The 19696-nt window shown below is 66.9% G+C and carries 19 protein-coding genes and 7 tRNA genes; 9 read left to right on the top strand and 17 right to left on the bottom strand.

Annotated elements, in window-relative coordinates; translation table 11 throughout:
* Positions 1 to 18: 18 nt before the first annotated feature.
* From ACZIYR_RS05960 to ACZIYR_RS05950, 3 genes are read left to right on the top strand one after another with little or no spacing between them, the layout of a single operon-like run.
* The gene (locus tag ACZIYR_RS05960; RefSeq protein ID WP_483528545.1) at positions 19 to 1488 is read left to right on the top strand and encodes a c-type cytochrome; all 1470 of its coding nucleotides are present in this window, start codon (positions 19 to 21) and stop codon (positions 1486 to 1488) included.
* Between the two features lie 22 nt (positions 1489 to 1510).
* Entirely contained in the window at positions 1511 to 1738 is a 228-nt protein-coding gene (locus ACZIYR_RS05955; RefSeq protein WP_483528544.1) for a hypothetical protein, read from the top strand.
* On the top strand, positions 1735 to 3144 hold the full coding sequence (locus tag ACZIYR_RS05950) for a patatin-like phospholipase family protein (RefSeq protein ID WP_483528543.1): 1410 nt from the start codon (positions 1735 to 1737) through the stop codon (positions 3142 to 3144). The genes ACZIYR_RS05955 and ACZIYR_RS05950 overlap by 4 nt, the downstream gene beginning before the upstream one ends.
* A gap of 15 nt (positions 3145 to 3159) precedes the next feature.
* On the opposite strand, the gene ACZIYR_RS05945 is transcribed toward ACZIYR_RS05950, so the two are convergent.
* Together ACZIYR_RS05945 and ACZIYR_RS05940 are read right to left on the bottom strand one after the other, a co-directional pair.
* Positions 3160 to 4566, bottom strand: a complete 1407-nt coding sequence (locus tag ACZIYR_RS05945; protein ID WP_483528542.1) for an esterase/lipase family protein — start codon at positions 4564 to 4566, stop codon at positions 3160 to 3162.
* Between the two features lie 25 nt (positions 4567 to 4591).
* Positions 4592 to 5425, bottom strand: a complete 834-nt coding sequence (locus ACZIYR_RS05940; RefSeq protein WP_473032840.1) for a hypothetical protein — start codon at positions 5423 to 5425, stop codon at positions 4592 to 4594.
* 225 nt (positions 5426 to 5650) lie between these two features.
* On the opposite strand from ACZIYR_RS05940, the gene ACZIYR_RS05935 reads away from it, so the two are divergent.
* Positions 5651 to 6307, top strand: a complete 657-nt coding sequence (locus tag ACZIYR_RS05935) for a L,D-transpeptidase family protein (protein ID WP_473032839.1) — start codon at positions 5651 to 5653, stop codon at positions 6305 to 6307.
* Positions 6308 to 6549: 242 nt separating this feature from the next.
* Here the strand turns inward: ACZIYR_RS05935 and ACZIYR_RS05930 are convergent.
* From ACZIYR_RS05930 to ACZIYR_RS05875, 12 genes are all read right to left on the bottom strand, one after another.
* Positions 6550 to 6637, bottom strand: a tRNA-Ser gene (locus ACZIYR_RS05930).
* Positions 6638 to 6739: 102 nt separating this feature from the next.
* Entirely contained in the window at positions 6740 to 7243 is a 504-nt protein-coding gene (locus ACZIYR_RS05925) for a YiiD C-terminal domain-containing protein (RefSeq protein ID WP_473032838.1), read from the bottom strand.
* A 13-nt stretch (positions 7244 to 7256) separates the two neighbouring features.
* Entirely contained in the window at positions 7257 to 7817 is a 561-nt protein-coding gene (locus ACZIYR_RS05920) for a nitroreductase family protein (protein ID WP_483528541.1), read from the bottom strand.
* An 85-nt stretch (positions 7818 to 7902) separates the two neighbouring features.
* Entirely contained in the window at positions 7903 to 8739 is an 837-nt protein-coding gene (gene queF, locus ACZIYR_RS05915) for an NADPH-dependent 7-cyano-7-deazaguanine reductase QueF (protein WP_483528540.1), read from the bottom strand.
* Between the two features lie 3 nt (positions 8740 to 8742).
* Positions 8743 to 9516, bottom strand: coding sequence for an ABC transporter permease (locus tag ACZIYR_RS05910; protein WP_473032837.1), 774 nt, complete (start codon positions 9514 to 9516; stop codon positions 8743 to 8745).
* Positions 9513 to 10475, bottom strand: coding sequence for an ABC transporter ATP-binding protein (locus tag ACZIYR_RS05905; protein WP_483528539.1), 963 nt, complete (start codon positions 10473 to 10475; stop codon positions 9513 to 9515). Before ACZIYR_RS05905 ends, ACZIYR_RS05910 begins: the two co-directional genes overlap by 4 nt.
* Before the next feature lie 166 nt (positions 10476 to 10641).
* A tRNA-Gly gene (locus ACZIYR_RS05900) sits at positions 10642 to 10716 on the bottom strand.
* 9 nt (positions 10717 to 10725) lie between these two features.
* Positions 10726 to 10801: transfer RNA gene (locus tag ACZIYR_RS05895), tRNA-Glu, on the bottom strand.
* A gap of 18 nt (positions 10802 to 10819) precedes the next feature.
* A tRNA-Gly gene (locus ACZIYR_RS05890) sits at positions 10820 to 10894 on the bottom strand.
* 59 nt (positions 10895 to 10953) lie between these two features.
* Positions 10954 to 11029, bottom strand: a tRNA-Glu gene (locus ACZIYR_RS05885).
* 36 nt (positions 11030 to 11065) lie between these two features.
* Positions 11066 to 11140, bottom strand: a tRNA-Gly gene (locus tag ACZIYR_RS05880).
* 24 nt (positions 11141 to 11164) lie between these two features.
* Positions 11165 to 11240, bottom strand: a tRNA-Glu gene (locus ACZIYR_RS05875).
* Positions 11241 to 11395: 155 nt separating this feature from the next.
* On the opposite strand from ACZIYR_RS05875, the gene msrB reads away from it, so the two are divergent.
* From msrB to htpX, 4 genes are all read left to right on the top strand, one after another.
* Complete coding sequence (gene msrB, locus ACZIYR_RS05870; RefSeq protein ID WP_473032836.1) at positions 11396 to 11797, top strand: peptide-methionine (R)-S-oxide reductase MsrB; 402 nt, start codon at positions 11396 to 11398, stop codon at positions 11795 to 11797.
* Positions 11798 to 11873: 76 nt separating this feature from the next.
* Positions 11874 to 12857 carry a ribosome biogenesis GTPase YlqF gene (gene ylqF / locus ACZIYR_RS05865; RefSeq protein ID WP_483528538.1) on the top strand — a complete coding sequence of 328 codons (984 nt, stop codon included), beginning with the start codon at positions 11874 to 11876 and terminating at the stop codon, positions 12855 to 12857.
* 58 nt (positions 12858 to 12915) lie between these two features.
* On the top strand, positions 12916 to 14148 hold the full coding sequence (locus ACZIYR_RS05860) for a pyridoxal phosphate-dependent aminotransferase (RefSeq protein ID WP_473032835.1): 1233 nt from the start codon (positions 12916 to 12918) through the stop codon (positions 14146 to 14148).
* 149 nt (positions 14149 to 14297) lie between these two features.
* On the top strand, positions 14298 to 15197 hold the full coding sequence (gene htpX / locus ACZIYR_RS05855) for a protease HtpX (protein WP_473032833.1): 900 nt from the start codon (positions 14298 to 14300) through the stop codon (positions 15195 to 15197).
* 82 nt (positions 15198 to 15279) lie between these two features.
* Here htpX and pdxB read toward each other — a convergent pair whose 3' ends face one another.
* Positions 15280 to 16440, bottom strand: coding sequence for a 4-phosphoerythronate dehydrogenase PdxB (pdxB, locus tag ACZIYR_RS05850; protein WP_483528537.1), 1161 nt, complete (start codon positions 16438 to 16440; stop codon positions 15280 to 15282).
* Between the two features lie 186 nt (positions 16441 to 16626).
* Between pdxB and ACZIYR_RS05845 the strand changes: the two genes are divergently transcribed.
* On the top strand, positions 16627 to 16908 hold the full coding sequence (locus tag ACZIYR_RS05845) for a hypothetical protein (RefSeq protein WP_473032831.1): 282 nt from the start codon (positions 16627 to 16629) through the stop codon (positions 16906 to 16908).
* Here the strand turns inward: ACZIYR_RS05845 and ACZIYR_RS05840 are convergent, their stop codons facing one another.
* Both ACZIYR_RS05840 and rlmKL read right to left on the bottom strand, forming a co-directional pair.
* On the bottom strand, positions 16909 to 17256 hold the full coding sequence (locus ACZIYR_RS05840) for a glutaredoxin family protein (RefSeq protein ID WP_473032830.1): 348 nt from the start codon (positions 17254 to 17256) through the stop codon (positions 16909 to 16911).
* A complete protein-coding gene (rlmKL, locus tag ACZIYR_RS05835) occupies positions 17253 to 19472 on the bottom strand; it encodes a bifunctional 23S rRNA (guanine(2069)-N(7))-methyltransferase RlmK/23S rRNA (guanine(2445)-N(2))-methyltransferase RlmL (protein WP_483528536.1) in 2220 nt (739 codons plus the stop codon). Before rlmKL ends, ACZIYR_RS05840 begins: the two co-directional genes overlap by 4 nt.
* Positions 19473 to 19696 lie beyond the last annotated feature (224 nt).

Genomic DNA, 19696 nt, shown 5'->3' with positions numbered 1-19696 from the left:
ACTCGAGGAGAGACGGCCATGGCCTCCAGACACCGAGTTGTTGGCAAGATCTCACGACGCTGGCTGGGGTGGCTGCTCCTGCTGCTGTTGGCCGGGGGAGGCATCGCGGCCCTTGGCTGGTACCAGCTATTTCGCGAGGAGCCGCAGCACTTCGACAGCGTCGAGGCCTACTACCTCTACGGCTCCATCGGTGCCGAACAGGAGGAGGGCATTCCCTACTGGATCTGGCGGGTGCTGCCGGAAGTGTTTCCTCAGCACCTGCCCGGGGAAGGCGGCTACGCTGCCCTGGGCATGCTCTGGGAAGAGGGCGAGGCGACCCCGGTCGGCTTCTCGAAGAAGACCATCGGCTTCCCGCGGATCGCCATCAACTGCGCGGCCTGCCACACCGCCAGCTATCGTACCGCCGAGGACGCCGAACGCCGGATCGTGCCCACCGGCCCCCACCGGACCTTCGATCCCCAGGCCTACCTGACCTTCCTGGGAGACGCTGCCAACGATCCGGATTTCACCGCCGCCACCCTGCTGGCGGCCATCGAGAACGAGACCGAGCTCTCCTGGCTCGACCGCCTGCTCTACCGCTTCCTGATCATTCCGCGGACCCGGGATGGGCTCCAGGAGCAGGCCGCCCGCTTCGCCTGGACCGAGGAGCGCCCGCGCTGGGGGCCGGGGCGGATCGACCCCTTCAACCCGGTCAAGTTCCACCCCGACCTGCTGGCCCTCGACCCCGCCGAGGACGACACCATCGGCAACGCCGACATCATGCCGCTGTGGGCGATGGACGAGCAGGAGGGCTTCGCCCTGCACTGGGACGGGCTCAACGACTCCCTGACCGAGGTGGTGCTGAGCGGGGCCATCGGCGACGGCGCACGCCCCGACACCCTGCCCGTGGACGCCCTCGCCGAGCTGGAAGCCTACCTGCTCACCAAGCGCCCCCCGCCCTACCCCTTCCTCGATACCCTCGACGCCGACCTGGCCGCCGAGGGCGAGGCGGTGTTCCAGCGCACCTGCGCCGGCTGCCACGGCCTGGAGGGGGCGCGCACCGGCACGGTGATTCCCCAGCCGGAGGTGGGCACCGACCCCCACCGCCTGGCGATGTGGACCGCCGAGGCCGCCGAGCGCTACAACGCCTACGCCGAGGACTACCCCTGGGACTTCAATGCCTTCGTCAAGACCGATGGCTACGTGGCCAAGCCCCTGACCGGCATCTGGCTGCGCGCCCCCTACCTGCACAACGGCTCGGTCCCCACCCTGGAGGACCTGCTCGAGCCCGCCGACGCGCGTCCCGAGCGCTTCTACCGCGGCTACGACGTCTACCATCCCGAGCGCCTGGGCTTCATCCACGAGGGCGAGGCCGCCGAGCGCGAGGGCTTTCTCTATGACACCGCGGAGCCGGGGAACAGCCACCAGGGGCATGAGGGAGAGGCCTTCGGCACCCAGCTCGACGACGAGGACAAGGCGGCGCTGATCGAATATCTGAAGACCCTCTAGGAACCATTTTAGGAGCCATGCCATGGCCGAGTACCTGAAGGTTCTCTTCCCCCGGCGGCGCGAGGTCTGGATCGACGGCGAGCCCGCCGCCTGGACCCAGACGGTCTGCCAGGTCGACGCCGGCTGGTACACGGTGACCCTGGGCCCGCCGGCCGACTTCACGCCCGAGTCCCAGCGTGTCGAGGTCGTCGGCACCCTGCCCACGGCGCCGCTGATCGTCGAGTTCACCCCCAAGGCGTCGGCCCCGTGAGCCCTGTCGCCAGGCTGTCGATCACCCTGCTGCTGCTCGCGGCGCTGGCCGGCTGCGCCTCCTTTCCCGAGGCCCGGCCGCTGGAGCGCGTCGATCCCACCAGCGGCTACCGCTACGCCAATCTCGAGGGCGCGGAGAACAGCGAGGAGCTGTTCGTGATTCTCAGCTTCTCCGGCGGGGGCACCCGGGCCGCCGCCCTGGCCTACGGCGTGCTGGAGACGCTGCGCGACAGCCAGGTCGAGATGAATGGGGCGTCGCGCAACCTGCTGGATCAGGTGGACGTGATCTCATCGGTATCCGGTGGCAGCTTCACCGCGGCCTACTACGGGCTGCACGGTGACGCCATCTTCGAGGAGGGGGGAAGGTTCGAGCGCGATTTCCTCTACCGGGACGTGGAGGCGGACCTGAGGCGCCGGCTGCTCAACCCCATCAACTGGGCGAGGCTGGCCTCACCCACCTTCGGGCGCATCGAGCTCGCCGAGGAGGTCTACCAGCAGCTGCTCTTCGACGAGGCCAGCTTCGCCGACCTGACGGACCGGGGCCGCAAGCCGTTCCTGCTGATCAACGCCACCGACATGGACAAGGGGGCCCAGTTCACCTTCATGCAGTCGCAGCTGGACCCGATGTGCGTCGACCTGGACAGCATCCCCCTGTCGCGCGCCGTGGCGGCCTCCTCGAACTTTCCCATCGCCTTCACGCCGCTCACGCTCAACAGCTACCCCGGGCGCTGCGGCTACGAGGCGCCGCCCTGGGTGGCCAACGCACTGCAGGGCCTGGAGGCCAATCCCCGCCGCTACTACCGGGCGCGCAACTGGGAGCGCTACCAGGAGCCGGAGCGCGACTATGTGCATCTGCTCGACGGCGGCGTCTCCGACAATATCGGCCTGCGCCCCGCCCTCGACGCCCTGCGCGCCCCCACCCTACAGGAGGTGGAGTGGAGCGTGCTGAACAAGATCAACCGGGAGCTGGTAGACACGCTGGTGGTGATCGTGGTGGACGCCAAGCCGGCAAGCCCGGCGGCCGACTTCGATACCTCCCCTCGCTCCCCCGGCCCCAAGCAGGTGATCAATACCATCGCCACGACGCCGCTGGTCAACTACTCCTTCGATACGGTCGAGCTGCTCCGGGAGACCCTGCGCGACCGCGCGGATGCCCAGCGGCTCTCCCGGGAGGCCGGCAACGGACTGCACCAGGTCGATCTCTACTATCTCTACGTGGGCTTCGACCGGCTCACGGACCCCGATGAACGGGAGCGGTTCCAGGGCATCCCCACCCGCTTCCACCTGCCCGCCGAGGAGGTGGATGCGCTGCGCCGCATCGGCGCCCGGCTACTGGAGCAGTCGCCCTGCTTCCAACAGCTGGTGGGCCAGCGAGAAGGCTCGCCTGGGCACCTGTGCCGACACTGAAGTCCGGGGCGCCGATCAGCCTGGCGCCTCGTTCAAGCGAAAGACGTTGTCGGCCTGGGCGCGGTGCAAGCAAACATCCACGAGCAGGGTGCGATGGGGCTGGAACAGCGCCCGCAGCTGGTCGGACTCCAGGCAGAGATCCTCGATGTCCTCATCGGCCAGAGTGCGAAACCCCACCGGGGTATAGCGTGCATTGCGCTCGTCCTCATCCAGCATCGGCTCGGCGGTGATCGACATGCCGAGCCGGGTGCCGGCACGCTCGACGGCCTCGCAGAGACGAGCGGTGTCGATATAGAGGCTGCGCAGCGAGGTGTCGGCCTGGTAGTTGTGCACCTTGCGAATCGCCGACTCGTGGATGGTACGCGCCAGCCCACCGCCGTCGGGACGACCCGGGTCGTAGAACTCGATCAGGTAGTCCTCGACCGGCACCTCGAACTGGTCACGCACCCACACCACGGTGTTCTGAAAGCCCGGCTTGCCGCGCCTCTCCCCCGGCTCGCGCGTCAGCGCCTGGTTGGCCGCCTCGCACTCGTCGCAGAAGGCGTGGAAAGCGTCGTCCTCGATGGTCAGGGCTCGCTCGATCAGCGCCAGGGTGTCTCGCTGGGCACGGCTGAGACGGCTTTCGGCGGCGTTGAGCTTGATCGCCGAGTGGTCGAGGCCATCGAGAATCCGAAAGGCGCAGCGACCGGTGGCCTGGCGGACCTCGACCACCTCCGGCACGGTGACCCGGCCGCCGTCGCGCTCCTTCTCGCGGAAGGCGATCTGCACCTTGGCGCAGTTGAGGTTGGCGGTAGCAAGCCGCACGGTGCCGTCGCCGCCCTCCTCGTTGGCGATCGCGCGGATACCCCCATAGCCGGTGTTACCGCAGAGCACGCTGCACAGGATCCGCCCTGGGCCATACCTGCCCTCGCCGTCGACGAAACGGTCCTGGAGGGCCAGCGCCCAGCTGAAGGGGCTGGCCAGCTCCAGGCCGCGCAGCAGGTTGGCCCCTGTCTCCATGACCGCCTGCCCCGCCTGACGACTGAAGAACCCGTTGGTGATTCGTCCCAGCATCGAACGGCCCAGGTGGGCCAGCGGCGATCCGAAGTTGGCGGGTGCAAGCATCACCAGATGCTTGACCGGGGCCTGCTCGGGCGCGAAGTGGCGCACCAGCCAATCGCGGATCACCAGCCCCCCCGTGGAGTGAACGACAAGATCGACGCTGGCCACGTCTCGCGGCAGCCCATGCGCAGTCCAGGCGCGATCCAGGGCCGCCTGCAGGTCATCGAAGCGCAGCGCATCGTCCTTGGAGAGGTAATCGCCGATGGCGATGCGCTGAATGCGCTCGGAACCCAGCCGCTTGCGCAGATGCCCGGCCAGTTTCTCGAAGGAGCTGCCCTCGTCGTTCCAGCCATGCAGCAGTACCAGGGGTCGATGGTTCATGAAATGACCTCAGCGTGAACGGGGTTTACTCACGTCGGGGGTCGCCGGGCAGGTAGTGGCCGGTGACCAGGCGATAGGCGTCCGAGGTACGATCCCCGGGGATCCCGTCGGGCTTCAGGTAGATGCCCGGAAAGCTGGTGAGCCAGCGCTGCAGCCGCTGGGCCTTCTCGGTCTCCTCATCGCCGCTGCGCCTCATGCGATGGCGCGACACCATTGGGCTACGGCGCTTCTTGGACTTGCCGGCCACCTCCGCGTAGAGCGTGGCGGCCGGCTGGTCGCTCAGGTCCACCTCGCCGCGCTCGACCAGCCGCCGCAGCACCACCGCCGCACCGCACTGGCGCGAGACAGCGGTGTCGGACCAGCGGCCATCGGCCACGTAGCGGCCGCTGCTGTAGTGCGTCGAAAAGCTCCACAGGTAGGGCGAAAGCACGTGGGGGTGGTACAGCCGATAGCCCCAGCCGTTGTAGCGCTCCAGCTGGTAGAGGGTACCGGCCAGGCTCCAGTCGGTGTCGCCATCCAGGCGCTTGAGCGCCATGGCGTCAGCGGCGCTCTCCTCCCAGGTAAAGGGGGGCGAGCCTCGCTTCGGACGACCCGCGGGCACCTGGACGGTGCGCGCCGTGAGCGGGTCGCCGTTGTGCAGGTGGCTGCTGAAGCTGCTGCCGGACTCCATGCTGTGCACCAGCGCCACGAAGTGCCAGGGCACCCCGCGGCGCTCGGTCACTGACGCGTAGCGTTCGCGATGGGTGAGCAGCCGATCGACGCTGCGCTCCACCTCGGCGTGGCGCTGAGGCAGGATCTCGCAACTCTCGAACAGTCGCTCGTACTCGCCGCGCAGGGGATCGGTCAGGCGGATGGCCATGGAAACCTCCCGTCAAAAGGTTCCAGGCATCACACTCCCCTGCCGAGAACCCCGATGGCTTCCCTGATCAGCGTAGACCAGGGCCAGGAGTTGGCGCTCGCCGCTCGTGCTGAACGCTTTGGAAATCGCGAAGGTCGCTGGGAGCCCCTGCCCGCTGGCGCCGGGACGTGGTAGATTGCCTCACTATCGCTCACAGCCCACCCTCATCACACGAAACCACCGTCCATGCTGATCCGCCCGCTTACGTTTCTTGCCCTCTCCCTGCTGCTTGCCACTGGCCCCGCCGGCGCGTCGCTGAGCGAACCGGCCGAACCGCCGTCGAGCTACCGATCCGGATCAGCTGGGCTTCACTTTCTGGATGACCTCGACACGGGGATCAGCCTGCTGCCTGTCGAGGATGGCGTGGTCTGGCTCCACCTCAGCGTGAAGCAGCGCACCCTGTCCGTGGTGCGCGGCCGCCACGTCATCCATGAGATTCCCCACTTTGCCATCGGAATCAACGGCGCCGACACCCTGCGCATGCGCGGCAGCGCCATGACGCCGAAGGGCGAGTTCCGGGTCGAGCGGATCAACCCCAACAGCCCGTACATCACCTTCATCGGCATCAACTACCCGAATCCCCGGGTGGCCGACCAGGCGCTGGCGGAGGGGCTGATCACCCAGGAGGAGGCGGAGCGGATTCGCCGCCACTACCAGCAGAACCGCCTCTCCTACCCCAATACCGCGCTGGGCGGCAATATCGGGATTCATGGACTGGGCGACCGCGACCCCTTCCTCAACCGGCGGATCGACTGGACCGAGGGGTGCCTGGCTATCGAGAACGAGCAGGTACGCCAGATCTCCTCACTGGTTGGGATCGATACCCCGGTGCTGATCCAGTAGGCCTGGGTCCCACGACTATCGCTACCTTTTCCCGGCGCTCGGTGGGCGAGGCTGGCGTTATATCGTTTATCAGGGCGGGCCGTGTGGCGTGCCAGTTCCCGTGACATGGTGTTGGACACAGGACCCAGTAGAGGATGCGGTGGCGCGATCCCCGTGCAAAATCAAGTAGGGAACCGGCTGGGGGACTACCATTTCCCAGGCAAAGAAAAAGCCGCTGAAATCAGCGGCTTTTTCGATATTTGTGGCGGAGGGGGAGGGATTCGAACCCTCGAAGCCTTTCGACTTACACACTTTCCAGGCGTGCTCCTTCGACCACTCGGACACCCCTCCGCATTGTGGTTCTTCGGCTTGGGCGTTGCGCCTAACGCGTCAGAACGGCGCACATAGTATCGACTTAAGTGCCGGATGGCAAGCCGTTTTTTTCCATCTGCGTCATCCGGCCGGCAGCACCGCGTAATCGCCGCGGGCTTCCAGGCAAAGGGTGTCGCCGCACCAGAGCCGCTGGGTCAGCGCGATCCGGCCGCGGCCTCGGCGTTGCAGGCGTTCGGCAAGCGCTTCGGGGCCCTGCGGGCTTTCCGGGGCGCAGATCAGCCGATAGTCTGCGCCCACCGGCGCGAGAAAGCGCTGGCTGGCCTCGGCCACGACGACATCGCGGGCGTAGCCGCGCTGGCGCAGCCACAGGGTGGTCCAGCACCAGCCCAGCAGGGTGGTCTGGGCGGTCAGGGCGCCGCCGAAGCCGGTGCCCTTGTCGTTGAGGCTCGGGACCAGCGCCAGCTCCCAGGTCAGGCGTTCGCCGTCCCGGTGCATGGCCACAATGCCCAGGTGCTCCACCAGGGGAATGGCCTCGCCCAGCCAGCGAAGAAACGTGGCCGGGTCGTCGGACTGGCCTTCCCTCGGCAGGGGAAGCCGCGGGTGTGGCACGCCGATCTCACGCATCGGAAGCTCCCGCTCAGTTCCAGCGCTGGACGAAGTCGTCGATACGGTGCTCGGGTAGGGGCTTGTGGCGTCCCCCCAGCTGGCCGATGTAGAGGAAGGCGACGATCTCGTCGTCCTCCTCCAAGCCGAGCCCCTTGTGAACGGCAGGGTCGAAGGCGTACTTGCCGCTGCGCCACATGGCCCCCAGCCCCAGCGCCTGGGCGGCCAGCAGAATGGCATGGGCCGCGCAGCCGGCGGAGATCACCTGCTCGACCTTGGGCACCTTGGGCACGTCGGGAGTGACCTTGGCGATCACCGCGATGATCATTGGCGCCCGCCGCGGCTTCTTGCGCGCCGCGTCCAGCACGGTATCGCTGGCGTGCGGGTCCTCGCGGAATTCCGCCTCGGCGAACAGCTCCCCCAGTCGGCTTAGTCCCTCGCCGGAAAATTCGATGAAGCGCCAGGGGCGCAGCTCCTTGTGGTCCGGGGCACGCAGCGCGGCCCGATAGATGGCCTCGAGCTGGTCGGGGCTCGGCGGCGGCCCGATCAGCTTACCCATGGAGCTGCGCTCGTGCAGCAGGGTCATTGCATCCATACCCTCTACTCCCTTGCCAGGACTTCAACGAGAAGAATTCTCGCCACTCTACCAGCTGCGGCCTCGCCGCTCACCCCAGGGTTGGCTACTGGCGGGCTAGGCGCAGCGGCTCGGGCGGGCGCTCCCCCGGCGTGGCGCGCCAGGGGCTGATATCGAGGCCGCCGCGGCGCACGTAGCGGGCCAGTACCAGCAAGCGCTCGGGCCGGGCGCGCGCCATCAGATCGGTGAAGATATGCTCGACGCAGTGCTCGTGAAAATCCTGGTGCTGGCGATAGCCGATCAGGTAGCGCAGCAGCCCCTCGCGGTCGAGCCGGGGGCCACGATAGCGAATCAGCACGCTGCCCCAGTCCGGCTGACCGGTCACCGGACAGTTGGACTTGAGCAGATGGGAATAGAGCGTCTCCTCCACGATCTCATCACCCACCGCCAGGTGGGAGGCACTCGGCGTGTAGCCGCTAACCTCGATATCCAGGTCATCCAGGCACTCGCCAGGCAGACGGCGCGGGGCCAGCCGCTCATCGTCCACGTCAAACAGCTCGACGGCCACCGTGGCGCCGGCCGCCCGTGACAGATCGCTCACCAGTGTTTCGATGACCGCTTCGCGACTGGAGAAGCGGGTCTGGTTGAAGCCGTTGAGGTAGAGCTTCCACGACTTGGATTCGATCAGGTTCGGCGAGTCTGCCGGCAGGCGGAAGCGCGCCACGGCGACCACCGGCTTGCCTCGATCATTGAGCCAGCTGACCTCGAAGGCGTGCCACTCGTCCTCGCCGACGAAGGGCAAGGCACCCTCCTCGATGCCCAGCGGCGCCCGGTTGGCACCGCGCGCAATGGGATAGAGCAGCCCGGCATCGTAGCGGTCGGGATAGGGGGATTCGCGGCCGAGAGGGGCATGCGCGAGCGTGTCGGGGCGATCGTGAGTCATGAGTTAGCTTCTGATACCTTTGCCGCGCTCGAGCATCCCCAGGGCGATGGCGAAGAGCACGATGATGAACGCGAAGATGGCCGTCAGCGCCCAGCCCACCGGGATATCGGAGACTCCGAGAAACCCGTGGCGGAAGACATTGACCATGTAAAGAATCGGGTTGAGCAGCGAGACATTCTGCCAGAATGTCGGCAGCAGCGAGATCGAGTAGAAGACCCCACCCAGGTAGGTCAGCGGCGTGAGCACGAAGGTCGGCACGATGGACACATCGTCGAACTTGTTGGCCAGCAGTGCGTTGATGAAACCGCCAATGGAAAAAAGCGCCGCGGTCAGCACCACCACGCCGAGCGTCAGCAGCGGGTGAGCCACGCTGATGCGGGTGAAGAACAGCGATACCAGGGTGACGATCAGGCCCACCCCCAGGCCGCGGGCCATGCCGCCCAGCACGAAGCCGGTCAGAATCACCCAGTTGGGCATGGGTGAGACCATCATCTCCTCCACGCTGCGCTGAAACTTGTTGGAGAAGAAGCTCGAGGCCACATTGGAGTAGCTGTTGGTGATCACCGCCATCATGATCAGCCCCGGGACGATGAAGTCCATGTAGGTGAACCCATCCATCTCGCCGATGCGCGACCCAATCAGGTTGCCGAAGATGATGAAGTACATGGTCATGGTGATGGATGGGGGCAGCAGGGTCTGCGGCCAGATCCGCGTGAAGCGCTTGATCTCCTTGTGCACCAGGGTCCAGAGGGCGATGACGATCTGCATCGGCGTCATGCTCGGGCCTCCGTGGCAGCGTCCGCGGCCTGCGTCTCGTTGCCCTGCTCCACCATGGAGACGAACATCTCCTCGAGCCGGTTGGCCCGGTTGCGCATCGAGACCACCTGGATACCCTGACGACTGAGGGCATCGAACACATCGTTGAGCCGCTGCCCTCGGTGCACCACCACCGAGAGCTGAGCACTGTCGACCTGGCGCACCTCGAAGCCGTCGACGCTGGGCGGCTCATCCACTGCCTGGGACAGGTCGAGAAGGAAGGTCTCGGTATCGAGCTCGGCGAGCAGCTCGCGCACCCCGGTGTTGCGGATGATCTCGCCGTGGTTGATGATCGCCACGTTGCGGCACAGGCTCTCGGCCTCTTCCAGGTAGTGGGTGGTCAGGATGATGGTGGTGCCCTCCTGCCGGTTGATACGGCGCATGTACTCCCACATGCTGCGGCGAAGCTCGATGTCGACGCCGGCGGTGGGCTCGTCGAGGATCAACAGCCGGGGCCGATGCATCAGCGCCCGGGCGATCATCAGCCGGCGCTTCATCCCGCCGGAGAGCATCCGCGCGCTGCCCTGGCGCTTGTCCCATAGCCCCAGGTCCTTGAGCAGCCGCTCGGCCCGCGGCAGCGCCTCGCGACGCGGCATGCCGTAGTAGCCCGCCTGGGCGAGCACGATATCGATGACCTTCTCGAACTGGTTAAAGTTGAACTCCTGGGGCACCACGCCCAGGTGGTACTTGGCGCGGGCGAAGTCGCGGTCGATATCGATGCCGAAGATTGAAACCTGGCCGGCGCTCTTCTGCACCAGCGAACAGACCACGCCCAGGGTGGTGGACTTGCCGGCGCCGTTGGGGCCGAGCAGAGCGAAGAAATCGCCCTGCTCGACATCAAGGTCGATGCCCTTGAGGGCGTGAAAACCGTTGCCGTACACCTTGGTCAGGCCACGGATCGACAGCGCCGGTTCGGCCATGAGACATCCTTGCATTGAAATCGGTAGGGGAGAGAAGACATTAGGGCGCGAAGGAAATTTTCAAGTCGCCGCCTGGAAAAACGCAGAAATCCCCGCCACTGGGCAAGGTCATCAAATTAAGTAGGGGGGGGCCGAGCCTTGGCATGTTCGAGATGGAGAGGAAAACTGGAGCGGGAAAGGAGATTCGAACTCCCGACCCTCGCCTTGGCAAGGCGATGCTCTACCACTGAGCTATTCCCGCTTTTCGAGGTGGCGTCCCATAGGGGGTTCGAACCCCTGTTCCCGCCGTGAAAGGGCGGTGTCCTAGGCCACTAGACGAATGGGACGCAAAAGCTTGTCGGCTTTGGAGCGGGAAAGGAGATTCGAACTCCCGACCCTCGCCTTGGCAAGGCGATGCTCTACCACTGAGCTATTCCCGCATGCACGACAGTCTATGCTATCACTAACGCAACCGCTATAGCGGATGCAACCGGCAGCGTGGCGTCCCATAGGGGGTTCGAACCCCTGTTCCCGCCGTGAAAGGGCGGTGTCCTAGACCACTAGACGAATGGGACGCATTGGAGCCTGTGCTCCCCTGCCGAAGCAGGAGCTGGAGCGGGAAAGGAGATTCGAACTCCCGACCCTCGCCTTGGCAAGGCGATGCTCTACCACTGAGCTATTCCCGCACTCCGGTACCCTGATGAAGCGATTGGCGTCCCATAGGGGGTTCGAACCCCTGTTCCCGCCGTGAAAGGGCGGTGTCCTAGACCACTAGACGAATGGGACGCAGCCGTCTCGCCTCAACGAGGTGGCGCGAATATTACTCAAGCCCCCGGGAGCTGTCAACACTCGGCCGTGAACGCCCCGGGGCTGGAAATGACGGCGGCATCCAGTGTCTGATGGACACGAGATGACGGAAAGCACCAAGCAGGAGAGACGCCATGCGCAAGAAGATAGAGAAGAGCGACGCCGAATGGCGTGCCCAGCTCACTCCGGAGCAGTATCGCGTCACCCGCGAGAAGGGCACGGAACGCCCCTACAGCGGGAACTACCGAGTCAGCGACGAGCACGGCATCTATCACTGCGTGTGCTGCCATGCGCCGCTTTTCGAGAACGAGCACAAGTTCGATGCCGGCTGCGGCTGGCCGAGCTTCGACCGGCCGCTGGGCAAGTCGGCGGTGGAAGAGCATAGTGACGACTCCCACGGCATGCAGCGCACCGAGGTCACCTGTGCCCACTGCGACGCCCACCTGGGCCACGTCTTCCCGGACGGCCCGCCCGATACCACCGGCCTGCGCTACTGCATCAACTCGGTGGCCATCACCTTCCACCCCGGTGAGTAGCCGTCTTTCCCCTGCCCTGAAACGGCCGCCCTTCTGGTATGATGGGCGGCCGTTTCATTTAGGCAGGAGAGGCACGATGCTCGGCTGGTACCCGGGACACATGCACAAGGCGCGCCGCCAAATCCAGGAGGCGCTGCCAGAGATCGACGTGGCGATCGAGGTCCTCGACGCCCGGCTGCCCTACTCCAGCGCCAACCCCATGCTGGCCGAGCTGAGCCGTCACACCCCGGTGCTCAAGATTCTCTCCCGAGCCGACCTGGCCGACCCCGAGCGCACCCGCGAATGGGTCGCCCACTTCGACGCCCAGCCCGACACCCGCGCGCTCGCCATCACCACCACTCAGGCCCGCGAACTCAAGCGCATTCCCAAGCTGTGCCACGAGCTGGCGGGCGCCGTACGCGCCGACCGCGATGTGCGGGTAATGGTCATGGGCATTCCCAACGTCGGCAAGTCGACCCTGATCAACGGCCTAGCCGGCCGCACCCTGGCCAAGACGGGCAACGAGCCGGCGGTCACCAAGCGCCAGCAGAAGGTGCGCATCAACGGACGAGTGGCGCTGATCGACACCCCCGGGGTGCTATGGCCGAAGATCGAGGATCAGGCCAGCGCCTACCGCCTGGCCGCCAGCGGCGCCATCCGCGATACCGCCATCGACTATATCGACGTGGGCATGGTCACCGCCGCCGAGCTGGCCAAACGCTACCCCGACGCGCTCAAGTCCCGCTACAAGCTCAAGGTGCTACCCCCCTACAGCCCCAATCCCGAGGCGGAGCGGGTGGAGGCCGACGGCCCGGCGCGGGTGGACCTACTGGCCCTGGCGGGCTTCGACGGCCATGCGATACTGGCCGAGATCGCCGCCAGGCGCGGCGGCTTGCGCCCGGGCGGCGAAGTGGACCTGCACCGCGGCGCCGAGGTACTGCTCCACGAGCTGCGCGACGGCAAGCTGGGCCGGCTGACGCTGGAAACACCGGCCGACATTCCGCCACCGCCCGCGCCGGAAGCGCTCGACGAAGCCTCCGCTTCCGACTGCCGTGGCGGCGCAGGCAGCGAGCCCGCATAATCACCCGAGCCGCCCCGACTCGAGCGGCCACTGGACACCACTGGAATTCGGATACGCCATGGACACGCCCGCCCTTTTCAGGAAATCGCACAAGCTCGACAACGTCTGCTACGACATCCGCGGCCCGGTGCTCGAACATGCCAAGCGCCTGGAAGACGAGGGTCAGCGCATTCTCAAGCTCAACATCGGCAACCCTGCGCCGTTTGGCTTCGAGGCGCCGGAGGAGATCCTTCAGGATGTGATGCGCAACCTGCCCACCGCCCAGGGCTACTGTGACTCCAAGGGGCTCTACTCGGCGCGCAAGGCGATCATGCAGGAGTGCCAGCGCAAGGAGATTCCCGGCGTTGGCATCGAGGACATCTTCATCGGCAACGGCGTCTCCGAGCTGATCGTGATGGCGCTGCAGGCGCTGCTCAACGACGGTGACGAGGTGCTGATCCCCGCGCCGGATTACCCGCTGTGGACCGCCGCTGCCAACCTCTCGGGCGGCCATGCCGTGCACTACCGCTGCGACGAGCAGGCCGACTGGGCGCCGGACCTGGACGATATCCGCGCCAAGGTCACCGGCCATACCCGAGCCATCGTGATCATCAATCCCAACAATCCCACCGGCGCCGTCTATCCGCCAGAGGTAGTGCGCGAGCTGCTGGAGATCGCCCGCCAGCACGACCTGGTGGTGTTCTCCGATGAGATCTACGACAAAATCCTCTACGACGGCACCGAGCATGTCTCCACCGGGGCGCTGGCCGACGAGGACCAGCTGGTGGTGACCCTCAACGGGCTCTCCAAGAGCTATCGCTGCGCGGGCTTCCGCTCCGGCTGGATGATCCTCTCCGGCAGCGTCGCCATGCAGCGTGCCCAGGACTTCCTCCAGGGGATCAACATGCTGGCCTCGATGCGCCTGTGCGCCAACGTGCCGGCCCAGCACGCCATCCAGACCGCCCTCGGCGGCTATCAGTCGATCAACGACCTGATCCTGCCCGGCGGGCGGCTGCTCGCCCAGCGCGACATCACCTTCGACAAGCTCAACGCCATTCCCGGGGTCACGTGCACCAAGGCCAAGGGCGCGCTCTACGCCTTCCCGCGACTGGACCCCAAGGTGTTCAATATCCAGGACGACCAGCAGATGGTGCTCGACCTGCTCCTCCAGGAGAAGATCCTGCTGGTGCAGGGCACCGCCTTCAACTGGCCCGAGCCCGACCATGTGCGCATCGTCACCCTGCCCTGGGCCGACCAGCTGGGCGACGCCCTGGACCGCTTCGCACGGTTCCTGTCGCGCTACCGGCAGTAGTCCCGGCCCGGATTGACGCCGCGGTCCGCCAAAGCTTGCAGCGGCTTGAAACCCAATCGCCGAGACCGTATCTAAGCAACAGCTTCTGGATGCCACGCGCAGGACCGCGTGGCGCCCCCCTTACGATGACCAATCGGAGAACCCGTACCATGCTGCGAATCCTGCTCTTTCTGGGCACCAACCTGGGCGTCATCATCGTCGCCAGCATTACCCTGCGCCTGCTGGGCGTGGAAGGCTACCTGCGCGGCCAGGGCATCAACTTCAACGCCCTGCTGATCTTCTGCTTTATCGTCGGCATGGCCGGCTCGATGATCTCGCTGTTCATCTCCAAGTGGATGGCCAAGCGCACCACCGGCACCGTGATCATCGAGACACCGTCGAATGCCACCGAGAAGTGGCTGGTCGAGACGGTGGAAGAGCTCTCCCGAGAGGCCGGCATCAAGACCCCCGAGGTGGGCATCTTCCCGGCCCAGCAGTCCAACGCCTTCGCCACCGGCTGGAACCGCAACGACGCCCTGGTAGCGGTCTCCGCCGGGCTGCTCAACCGCATGCGCCCCGAAGAGGTCCGGGCAGTGCTGGCCCACGAGATCGGCCATGTGGCCAATGGCGATATGGTGACCCTGGCGCTGATCCAGGGGGTGGTGAACACCTTCGTGATGTTCTTCGCCCGGGTGGTCGCCCACCTGGTGGACCAGTTCCTCAAGAGCCGCAGCGACGGCGCCGGACTCGGCTTCATGGGCTACTTCGCGGTGGTGATCGTCGCCGAGATCGTGTTCGGCATCATCGCCTCGGCCATCGTCGCCTGGTTCTCGCGCTTCCGCGAGTACCGCGCCGACGCCGCCGGCGCCCAGCTGGCCGGCTCCGGCGCCATGATCAACGCCCTGGCCCGCCTCAAGGCCGAGACCGAGATGCCCGACCAGATGCCGGATACCCTGCGCGCCATGGCCATCACCAAGGGCCAGACCAAGTCGCTGATGGAGCGGCTGTTCGCCAGCCACCCGCCCCTGGACGATCGCATTCGCGCGCTGAAGGAAGCCGCCTATCGCTGATCCCCGGTCGCGTATTTGGCGCCAACGCAGCGGGCCCGCCATTCGGCGGGCCCGCTGCGTTATGTGAGACGAAGGCGAGGCGTCAGGGCTCTCCTGCCCGGAAACCGGCGGCCGTCAACAGCAACGCCAACTCGCGGGCCTCCCCCTGAAGCTCGATCGCCAGGGTGGCAAACTCCCGGCGCAGCGGGTAATCGGCGCGGCAGGCCTCAAAGCCCTTCTCGATCCCGCGGCGCCCGGCCTCTCGCCGCAGGCTGTCATGGTCGCGGCGCACATCGTAGACTGCCCGGGCACAGAGCCTCAGGGCCTCCTCGGCGGAGAGCCCCTCGCCCAGCGCCAGGCGCGCCACGGGCGGTGCCGGCAGCAGCTCCGCCAGGGTCAGCCGCGCCGGCAGGCCCAGCCGATGCGCCAGCGCCGTATAGATCTGGTGGGTGCCACGCAGCTTGCCGTCCAGGCTGTAGCCGGCGATATGGGGCGTGGCCAGTGTCGCCAGATCGCGCAGCGCGGCATCGATGCCGGGCTCGCGCTCCCACACATCCAGCACCGCACTGATGTCGCCCTGGCCCGCCAGGCGCTGACGCAGCGCCAGGCCGTCCACGCAAGAACCGCGGCCGGCGTTGAGCAGCACCGTGCCCGGCGCCAGCTCGGCGATACGCTGGGCGTCGAGCAGGTGATGGGTGGCATGGGGCCCCTCGCGGGTCAGCGGGGTATGCAGGCAGAGCACATCGCACTCATCGATCAGGGTGTCCAGGTCGCGGAACGCCTCAACCCCGGCAGGCGGCGCATCCTGGCGCTCGGCGCGGGGCGGGTCGCAGGCCAGGCAGTCGATGCCCATGGCGGCAAGCCTGGTCAGCAGCCGCCCCCCCACGTTGCCGACCCCGACGATGCCGACACGCCGCTCGCCAAGCCGCCACCCCTGGCGTTCGGCCAGGGTCAGCAGGCTGCCCAGCACATAGTCGACCACCGCCTCGGCGTTGCAGCCGGGCGCGCTGGCGAAGGCGATGCCGTGGCGTGCCAGCGCCGCCTGGTCGACATGGTCGGTGCCGATGGTGCAGCTGCCCACGAAGCGCAGCCGCGACCCCGCCACCAGCGCCTCGTCGACCCGGGTGACCGAGCGCACCACCAGGATGTCGGCGTCGCGCACCGCTTCGGCATCGATCTCGCGCCCCGGCAGGCGCACCAGCTCCCCCAGCGAACCGAAGCTCGCCTCGGCGGCTGGCACGTTGGCATCGACAACAATCCTCACAGGCACTCCCCCTTCACAGGCACTCTCCCTTCACAGGCTCTCTCCCTTCACAGGCTCTCTCCCTTCACAGGCACTCTCCCGAAAACGGCCTTCATGCGACTTGTTCAGTCTGCGTGAACCCTTACAATACCGCCAAACGCACAGGAACGTCGCCACCCGGCGGCGTCACACCGCTAGGGAGCCATCGTGATCGTCCGCTGGGAGAGTGACCATGACTATGTGCTGGTGCATATCCACCAGGACATGTTCGGCGACTGGATCTTCAGCCGCGCCTGGGGGCAGATCGGCACCCAGTTCGGCGGCCTGAAACACCAGCTGGCCGACGATCACGACCAGGCGCTGATGTGGCTCGCCGACGAGACCACCATTCAGGCCTCCCGCGGCCTGCGCAAGGTGCTGGAGGTGGCGAGCGAAAGCGCCGAGGGCCAGGCGGCGGTCGAGCAGCTCTCGCTGCTCGACAAGGCCTGATCAGCCCAGGTAGCGCCGCCCACTGCCTCGCCCGGGAGAGGCCGGCCGCACTGCCGGGGCCCGCGGCGACTCCCCCGCCTGCAGCCGCTCCCAGGCCGCCGCATCGAGCCGGCCGCGCGCCTCCAGCCAGGCGGCCAGCCGGGCCGGTTCGAAACCCCGGTCCAGTTCATCACCTGCCTGGTCCACCAGCACCGGAATCCTCACGCCATAGCGCTCGACCAGGGCATCGTCCTCGCTGATCTCGATCGCCTCCAGCCGGTAGTCGCCCCGACACAGGGTCGCCAGCAGCGCCTCGAGCCGTTCGCAGAGATGACAGCCCAGGGTGGTATAGAGCCTCAGTCGCATCATGCGCCCTCCCGGTGGCGAATCAGAAACACATGGTGAAGATCGGGTCGGCGCTGGAAATCCGGGTCGAATGTCTTCGCCGAGATATCCTCCACGGCGTAGCGCGCGCTGAGCGCCGGGTCGAGCTTGAAGCGACGCTGATTGTTGGAGAACACCAGGGTGCCCCCTGGCGCCAGGCGCGCCATGGCCAATTCGACCAGCTGCGGATGGTCGCGCTGCACGTCCAGGGTGGCGTCCATCTTTTTGGAGTTCGAGAAGGTGGGCGGGTCGAGAAAGATCAGGTCGAACTCGGCCCGGGCGGTCTCCAGCCAGCGCAGGCAGTCATCGCGCACCACCCGATGGCGCGCGGGGTCGAGGCGATTGAGGGCGAAGTTGTCCCGTGCCCAGGCCAGGTAGGTATTGGAGAGATCCACGCTCACGCTTTCGCTGGCACCGCCCTCGGCCTCGCTGCCCAGCGCCGCCTGCACCGTGGCGGTCGCGGTATAGCAGAACAGGTTGAGAAAGCGCTTGCCGGGCGCCATCTCGGCCAGCCGCCGACGCACCGGCCGGTGATCGAGGAACAGGCCGGTATCCAGGTAGTCGTGCAGGTTGATCCAGAGCCTCGCACGCCCTTCTCGCACCTCGAAGCGCTCGCCCCTTGCGCCCTGCTTCTGGTACTGCTCCTTGCCCTGCTGGCGTTCACGCCGTTTGACGACGATGGCCGAGGCCTCGACGCCCAGCGTCTCGGGAATTACCGAGAGGGCATCGAAGAGCCGTTTCTGGGCCTGGGCGGCATTCACCGAGCGCGGCGGCGCATACTCCTGAACGTGCACCCGGCCATCGTAGACATCGATGGCCAGGGCGTACTCGGGCATGTCGGCGTCATACAGTCGGTAGCAGGTCTCACCGGACTGTTTCAGCCACTTCTTCAAGCGCTTGCGGTTCTTCTGCAGGCGATTGGCGAACATCTGGGCCCCTTCGCTGCGCGCGGGGGTCGCCCCTCCCTCCAACGCCTCGGCGGATCTGGTACTGGCACCACCTGCGCCGGCAGCGCCATCGGGCACGTCCATCAGCAGCAGCCGCGCCTCCAGGGGGCCATTCTTCAGCGAATACTGCTTGTCGGCACGCATGCCCAGGCGATGGCCCAGGTCCGGGTTGGCGGTGAACACTGCCAGGCGCCATCCGGGAAAGGCCCGCCGCACCCCCTCCCCCAGCTCGGCATAGAGCGCCACCAGCTCCGGCAGCTCGCCGAGCCGCTCGCCGTAAGGGGGGTTGGTGATCACCAGCCCGCGAGCCGAGGCCTCCAGCGCCTCCGGCCGCTGCAGCTGACCGAGCGAGGCACCGTGGAAGTCGATCAGGGCGGGAATGCCGGCGCGCATGGCGTTGGCCTTGGCCGCCGCCAGCGCCGGGGGACTCTGGTCGAAGCCGAACAGCTTCACCCGACAGCGCTTGCGGCCGATGCTGGCCCGCGCCTCGGCCTCGCGCCTGAGTTCACGCCACAGGGTGTCGTCGTGGCCCGCCCAGCCGTGGAAACCGAAACGCTCACGCGACAGATTGGGCGCCATGTCGGCGGCCATCAGGGCGGCCTCGATCAGCAGCGTGCCGGCCCCGCACAGCGGGTCTACCAGGGCCTCCCCGGCGCGCAGCCGCTCAGGCCAGCCGGCGCGGATCAGCAGCGCCGCCGCCAGGTTCTCCTTGAGCGGCGCATGCCCCACGTCGCGACGGTAGCCCCGGCGATGCAGGCTCTCACCGGAAAGATCCACCCCGAGGGTTAGCCGACCGCGATGCAGGTGGGCATAGAGCCGCAGGTCCGGCTGCTTGAGGTCGACGTTCGGACGCGGCTGGCCCGCCCCCTGCAGCGCCGCCACCACGCCATCCTTGACCAGCTGGGCGCCGAAGCGGGTATGGCGGATCTGCTCGCTGCGACCGTGGAAATCCACCGCCAGGGTGGCGCCTGGGGATAGGTGCGATGCCCACGGCACCCGGGTCACCGCCTGGCGCAGCGCCTCGGGCGTCTCGACGCCCTCCTCCCGGGCGAGGCATAGCACGATGCGGTTGGCCAGGCGCGACCAGAGGCAGGCTCGATAGGCGGCCGCCAGATCGGCGTGACAGTGCACGCCGGCCACGGTGGTCTTGACCGGCTCGGCGCCCAGGGCGCGGAGCTCATCGGCCAGCAGCTCCTCGAGCCCTTTTGGACAGCTGGCCAGCAGGCGTAGTGGGGTATCGGGTGACTCGGTCATGGCAATGGGGCCCGTGCTTGATCGGGCATATTCCTCAGGTTGCAGTTTTGCGTCGATCTTATGACGAAACATAGGTCGACAATGCTGCCCATAATGAGCTAAGAATAAGGTGAGTAGCTACTCTATAGACGCATGCGTTCTGTCAGCGACCCCCGGGCTCGCTACCCCTTCGCTCTGCCGTTGACTTGGCAACGGCACTGGAGCGGTGGAACGTCGGGTTGGAA

It is taken from the genome of Billgrantia sp. NRB1, assembly GCF_056921725.1.
Note: the sequence above shows the minus strand (reverse complement) of the source record. Positions and strands in the feature narration are given on the sequence as shown.

What these genes read in the sequence shown, in the direction of transcription:
- ACZIYR_RS05960 (WP_483528545.1), top strand. Translation starts at nt 19, where the DNA reads ATGGCCTCCAGACACCGAGTTGTTGGCAAGATCTCACGACGCTGGCTG.
- ACZIYR_RS05955 (WP_483528544.1), top strand. Translation starts at nt 1,511, where the DNA reads ATGGCCGAGTACCTGAAGGTTCTCTTCCCCCGGCGGCGCGAGGTCTGG.
- ACZIYR_RS05945 (WP_483528542.1), bottom strand. Translation starts at nt 4,566, where the DNA reads ATGAACCATCGACCCCTGGTACTGCTGCATGGCTGGAACGACGAGGGC.
- ACZIYR_RS05940 (WP_473032840.1), bottom strand. Translation starts at nt 5,425, where the DNA reads ATGGCCATCCGCCTGACCGATCCCCTGCGCGGCGAGTACGAGCGACTG.
- ACZIYR_RS05935 (WP_473032839.1), top strand. Translation starts at nt 5,651, where the DNA reads ATGCTGATCCGCCCGCTTACGTTTCTTGCCCTCTCCCTGCTGCTTGCC.
- ACZIYR_RS05925 (WP_473032838.1), bottom strand. Translation starts at nt 7,243, where the DNA reads ATGCGTGAGATCGGCGTGCCACACCCGCGGCTTCCCCTGCCGAGGGAA.
- ACZIYR_RS05920 (WP_483528541.1), bottom strand. Translation starts at nt 7,817, where the DNA reads ATGGATGCAATGACCCTGCTGCACGAGCGCAGCTCCATGGGTAAGCTG.
- queF (WP_483528540.1), bottom strand. Translation starts at nt 8,739, where the DNA reads ATGACTCACGATCGCCCCGACACGCTCGCGCATGCCCCTCTCGGCCGC.
- ACZIYR_RS05910 (WP_473032837.1), bottom strand. Translation starts at nt 9,516, where the DNA reads ATGACGCCGATGCAGATCGTCATCGCCCTCTGGACCCTGGTGCACAAG.
- ACZIYR_RS05905 (WP_483528539.1), bottom strand. Translation starts at nt 10,475, where the DNA reads ATGGCCGAACCGGCGCTGTCGATCCGTGGCCTGACCAAGGTGTACGGC.
- msrB (WP_473032836.1), top strand. Translation starts at nt 11,396, where the DNA reads ATGCGCAAGAAGATAGAGAAGAGCGACGCCGAATGGCGTGCCCAGCTC.
- ylqF (WP_483528538.1), top strand. Translation starts at nt 11,874, where the DNA reads ATGCTCGGCTGGTACCCGGGACACATGCACAAGGCGCGCCGCCAAATC.
- ACZIYR_RS05860 (WP_473032835.1), top strand. Translation starts at nt 12,916, where the DNA reads ATGGACACGCCCGCCCTTTTCAGGAAATCGCACAAGCTCGACAACGTC.
- htpX (WP_473032833.1), top strand. Translation starts at nt 14,298, where the DNA reads ATGCTGCGAATCCTGCTCTTTCTGGGCACCAACCTGGGCGTCATCATC.
- ACZIYR_RS05840 (WP_473032830.1), bottom strand. Translation starts at nt 17,256, where the DNA reads ATGATGCGACTGAGGCTCTATACCACCCTGGGCTGTCATCTCTGCGAA.
- rlmKL (WP_483528536.1), bottom strand. Translation starts at nt 19,472, where the DNA reads ATGACCGAGTCACCCGATACCCCACTACGCCTGCTGGCCAGCTGTCCA.